The following is a 2,685-nucleotide window of genomic DNA, read 5'->3' as shown; positions in this document are numbered from 1 at the left end:
ACGGCCGCCGAGGCGGGCCGCGCCGCGCGACTGCTCGGCCAGGCCATGCACGTCGCATGGTATCTCGGCGAGGACGAGCTCGCGCAGACCGCCGCGCACGTCGAGGCGCTGGGCGCGGACGCGGCCGGGCCGGCGCTGCCCGTGGTGCTGGCCGGACTGCGCGGCGGGCGGACGGGCGATCTGCGCGCGGCGGCCGAGACGATCGGCGATCCGCGCGCTCTGGTGCTGTTGTGCGGGTCGGGGTTGGTGCCCGGGCAGGACGAGCAGGTGCGAGAGCTGGCGCTGGAGCTGGTGGGGCGCTGCCGCGAGGAGGGCCGTATCGGGCTGCTGCCGCCGCTGCTGTTCTTCCTGGCCGAGGCCGAGACCTTCCTCGGCCGTCCGGGCGAGGGCGTGGTGCTGGCGACCGAGAGCGCCCGCATCGCCGCCGACACCGGGCAGGGGCACTGGGTGAGCCAGTCGACGGCCTTCCTCGCCTACCTCGCGGCGTTGGGCGGACGCGCCGAGGAGTGCGCGCGGGCGGCCGAGCGGGCGGTGGCCGAGGAGTTCGGCGGGCCGGACGCGGCGGGCGCGACCTGGTGTCAGGCCGCGCTGGGTGTGCTGGCGCTGGGGCGCGGGGAGGTGGACGAGGCGGTGGGCCGGTTCGGCGCGCTCACCGTCGAGCCCGCGCGGCACCAGGTGGTCGGGTTGCGCTCACTGCCGGACCTGGTCGAGGCCGCTGTCCGATCGGGCAGGCGGGAGGTCGCCGAGGAGGCCGCGGACCGGCTCGGCGTCTGGGCCGAGCGCTCAGGCCTGCCGTGGGTGCGCGGACTCGAGCGGCGTGGCCGCGCCCTGCTGACCGAGGGACCGGCGGCCGAGGAACTGTTCGAGGCCGCGCTCGCCGCGCAACCGCGGCCGTTCGAGGAGGCCCGCACCCGGCTGCTGTTCGGTGAGTGGCTGCGCCGGGCCAAACGCAGGACCGAGGCCCGCGCGCAGTTGCGGAGCGCCCGCGACCTGTTCGCGGGTCGGCGGGCGCGGCCGTGGGCACGGCGGGCGGAGCTGGAGCTGGGCGCGCTCGGCGACGGCGGCCGGGCCCGGCCCGCGTCGGGCCCGCTGGCGGCGCTCACCCCGCAGGAATTGCAGATCGTGCGGCTGGCCGCGCGGGGAATGTCCAATCGGGACATCGCCGCGCAGCTGTTCCTGAGCCCCCGCACGGTGGGACACCACCTGTACAAGGCTTATCCGAAACTGGGGGTCGCCTCGCGCGGCGAACTGGCCGCGTTGCCGCTGCACACCGGCTGAGCACGTCGCGGACAGGCGTTCCCCGGGCTCGCGGTGGGGGTCAGCGCCGCATCGGCGGGACGAGCCGGGTGGCGGCCACCGCCCAGCCCGCGCGCACCGAGGCCACGGCCGCCGCCGCGAGGACGGCCACCTGCGCCGAGCCGGTCAGCAGGCCGAGGACCGCCGCGACCGCGAGCCCGGCGACCAGCGCCTCGAGCTTGTACACCGGCCACGGGCTGCCGGCGATGTCGACGGTGGGGACGTCGAGTCCCGGATGGTGAACCGTTGCCATGTCATCAGGGTACTCGCGGGGAAAAGTTCGGTCCACCGAACTTTCGGTGAGCGGGAACACGAGCGGCACGGCCGGAGTTGTGGCTGTCATGCCATTGACTGGAGAGTACGCACCGAGCCCCTCCGATTGGGCGCGCGAACAGGCCGAGACGATCGAGCAGTCCGGCGGCACCGAGGGCACCACCCTCAACGGCAAGCCGGTCGTCGTCCTGACCACCAAGGGCCGCAAGACCGGCAAGCTGCGCAAGACCCCGCTCATGCGGGTCGAGCACGACGGCGAGTACGCCGTGGTGGCCTCGCTCGGCGGGGCGCCGAAACATCCCGTCTGGTACTACAACATCAAGGACGACCCGCACGTCGAACTGCGCGACGGCGCGCAGGTCGCCGACTACACCGCGCGCGAGGTCACCGGCGAGGAGAAGAAGCTCTGGTGGGACCGTGCCGTCGCGGTCTGGCCCGATTACGCGGAGTACCAGGAGAAGACCGACCGCGAGATCCCCGTTTTCGTGCTCACACCGCGCTGACCACGGCCGTCGTGGCTGCCACCCGCCGCAAACGAGGCGATCGGAGGGTGGCAGCATAGTCGGGTGACCAATCGCCTGGAACTCGTCGATTCCCCGTCCTCATCTCGCGGCATGCTCAACGCCGACGAGATCGACGCCGCGGCGAAGCGAATTTCCGGCGTCATCGAGCCGACCCCGCTCCAGCTCAGCCCGCGACTGTCCGCGGCGACCGGGGCGCGGGTCTACCTCAAGCGCGAAGACCTCACCCCCGTCCGCTCCTACAAGCTGCGCGGCGCCTACAACCTGGTCGTCCAACTCGACGAGCACGAGCGCGCCGCCGGCGTGGTGACCGCCAGCGCGGGCAACCACGCGCAGGGCGTGGCCTTCGCCTGCCAGGCCATGGGCATCCGCGGCCGCATCTACGTGCCGACCACCACCCCCAAGCAGAAGCGCGACCGCATCCGCGTGCACGGCGGGGAGTTCGTCGAGCTCATCCCCGTCGGCGACACCTACGACGCCGCGGCCGCCGCGGCCGCCGCCGATGTTGAGCGCACCGGGGCCACCATGGTCCCGCCGTTCGACGATCCCCGTACCGCCGCCGGGCAGGGCACCGTGGCGGTGGAGATCCTCGACC

General features: G+C 73.9%; 4 protein-coding genes. 3 read left to right on the top strand and 1 reads right to left on the bottom strand.

Features of this window, described 5'->3' with window-relative positions; genetic code table 11:
- Nucleotides 1-1,278: helix-turn-helix transcriptional regulator (locus QH283_RS02860; RefSeq protein WP_280501461.1), on the top strand; the 1,278-nt coding region annotated here is incomplete at its 5' end.
- 40 nt (nucleotides 1,279-1,318) lie between these two features.
- Here QH283_RS02860 and QH283_RS02855 read toward each other — a convergent pair.
- A complete protein-coding gene (locus QH283_RS02855; RefSeq protein ID WP_280501460.1) occupies nucleotides 1,319-1,549 on the bottom strand; it encodes a hypothetical protein in 231 nt (76 codons plus the stop codon).
- An 88-nt stretch (nucleotides 1,550-1,637) separates the two neighbouring features.
- Between QH283_RS02855 and QH283_RS02850 the strand changes: the two genes are divergently transcribed.
- Together QH283_RS02850 and QH283_RS02845 are read left to right on the top strand one after the other, a co-directional pair.
- Entirely contained in the window at nucleotides 1,638-2,072 is a 435-nt protein-coding gene (locus QH283_RS02850) for a nitroreductase family deazaflavin-dependent oxidoreductase (RefSeq protein WP_280501459.1), read from the top strand.
- Between the two features lie 63 nt (nucleotides 2,073-2,135).
- On the top strand, nucleotides 2,136-2,685 hold a 550-nt coding region (locus tag QH283_RS02845), incomplete at its 3' end, for a pyridoxal-phosphate dependent enzyme (RefSeq protein WP_432420642.1).

Origin of the sequence: Nocardia farcinica (genome assembly GCF_029867845.1) — a bacterium.
GTDB classification, from domain to species: domain Bacteria; phylum Actinomycetota; class Actinomycetes; order Mycobacteriales; family Mycobacteriaceae; genus Nocardia; species Nocardia farcinica_A.
This window is presented reverse-complemented; position numbering and strand designations above follow the sequence as displayed.

Coding starts and splice junctions, on each gene's coding strand:
- QH283_RS02850 (WP_280501459.1), top strand. CDS start 1,638: ATGCCATTGACTGGAGAGTACGCACCGAGCCCCTCCGATTGGGCGCGC.
- QH283_RS02855 (WP_280501460.1), bottom strand. CDS start 1,549: ATGGCAACGGTTCACCATCCGGGACTCGACGTCCCCACCGTCGACATC.